Origin of the sequence: Citrobacter sp. wls757 (assembly GCF_005280935.1) — a bacterium.
Classification (GTDB): domain Bacteria; phylum Pseudomonadota; class Gammaproteobacteria; order Enterobacterales; family Enterobacteriaceae; genus Citrobacter; species Citrobacter portucalensis.
Genome location: NZ_SZWU01000039.1, coordinates 151,515 through 153,124 on the forward strand (window position 1 = coordinate 151,515; position 1,610 = coordinate 153,124).

General features: G+C 46.5%; 2 protein-coding genes. Both read left to right on the plus strand.

Translation table 11 applies throughout. The annotated features are described in order from the left end of the window. On the plus strand, window positions 1-617 hold a 617-nt coding region (locus FDW94_RS24145; RefSeq protein WP_249358443.1), incomplete at its 5' end, for a penicillin-binding transpeptidase domain-containing protein. A 406-nt stretch (window positions 618-1,023) separates the two neighbouring features. Beyond that, a complete protein-coding gene (locus FDW94_RS11265) occupies window positions 1,024-1,590 on the plus strand; it encodes a fimbrial protein (protein WP_137377593.1) in 567 nt (188 codons plus the stop codon). Window positions 1,591-1,610: the final 20 nt, after the last annotated feature.

Sequence of the window (1,610 nt, forward strand, 5' to 3'; positions counted from 1 at the left end):
CGGTTATTGCCGAAGATGGAACCGTACTGTACCAGAGTTTCCCACAGGCCGAGCGTGCCGTTCCGGCGCAAGCAGCGTATATGACGCTGTGGACTATGCAGCAGGTGGTTCAGCGTGGTACAGGTCGCCAGCTTGGCGCGAAGTATCCGGGTCTGCATCTGGCAGGGAAAACCGGGACCACCAACAACAACGTGGATACCTGGTTTGCTGGGATCGACGGCAGCCAGGTGACCATTACCTGGGTGGGCCGCGATAACAACCAGCCAACCAAGCTGTACGGTGCCAGCGGCGCGATGTCGATTTATCAGCGTTATCTGGCCAACCAGACGCCAACACCGCTGGTGTTGACGCCACCGGAGGATGTGGTGGATATGGGCGTAGACTACGACGGTAACTTCGTTTGTAGCGGGGGTATGCGCACGCTTCCTGTATGGACCACCGATCCGGATTCACTGTGTCAGCAAGGTGAGATGCTGCAGCAGTCGGGTAATCCGTTCGATCAATCTTCTCAGCAGCCGCAGCAACAGCAGCCTCAACAGCAGCAACCGCCGCAGCAAGAGAAGAAGGACGGCGATGGCGTAGCCGGTTGGATTAAAGAGATGTTTGGTAGTAATTAATTCAGTAGTAAATTAGACCTAAACACCCGCTATTAGCGGGTGTTTTTATTTCTGGGTAAAATGAGTTTTATTTTTTCATGATGTAATTGTATTGATTTAATTTTAATTAAGAACAGATTAAGTAAAATAAATGTTTGCAAAAAACATTGGAAATTAAATAGTTAACTTCTTTTATGGTGTGTGAAAAATCGCAGGCTATAGACAGTCTCTCCGGTGGTTTGATTTAATCCGCGAGTGAACACTATACACGATTCATTGTATTGATTTGATGAAGGGATTTCAGAAGATCATGTTTTTTGCATATCTTTATTCTTTTCTCTCCGTGCTCACCCTCAATATTTCTCGCCAGTAATTTATTATTGGCAATGGGACTTTGTCATTCAATCGTTCTGATTAAGGGATTCTAATGAATAAAAAGATTCTTACTGTGCTGATGGCCGGAAGCCTGATTGCCGCTGTAAATACTTCTGCATTTGCAGAAGATACGGGTAAGGTAGAGTTTTCTGGCCGTATTGTTGCCGACACTTGCGTTATTGATGTCGATGGTGCAGGAGCAAATACCGTGGTTACTTTTGCTGATGCTTATCCGGATAATTTTGAGAAGGATGGGTCAATTGGCCCGACAAAAGATTTCCAGATTTCTCTGGCTAAATGTGACCCTGCCATAGCAAGTTTAAACCTGAGGTTCAGTGGTGACACAACTGACGGTGGGAATTTGCGCCTGAAGAACGACCTTAGTGATGCGAGTGCTGCAGCAAATGTAGGTATTACCGTAACCAATAATAATGGTGGTAACACTGACGTTGTGTTTGATGACTCCGTTCCGGTATCAACCACGGATGTGGCGAATACTGGCGATGAAGCAACGCCTTCTATTTTCAACTATACCGCGAAAGTGATTCAGATTGGTGATGCAAAACCGACTCCGGGTAAATATCACGCCTCCGCGAATTTTACCGTGTTCTATCGTTAAGTATGACAGGCAGCCCTTCA

What these genes read in the sequence shown, in the direction of transcription:
- FDW94_RS11265 (WP_137377593.1), top strand. Translation starts at nt 1,024, where the DNA reads ATGAATAAAAAGATTCTTACTGTGCTGATGGCCGGAAGCCTGATTGCC.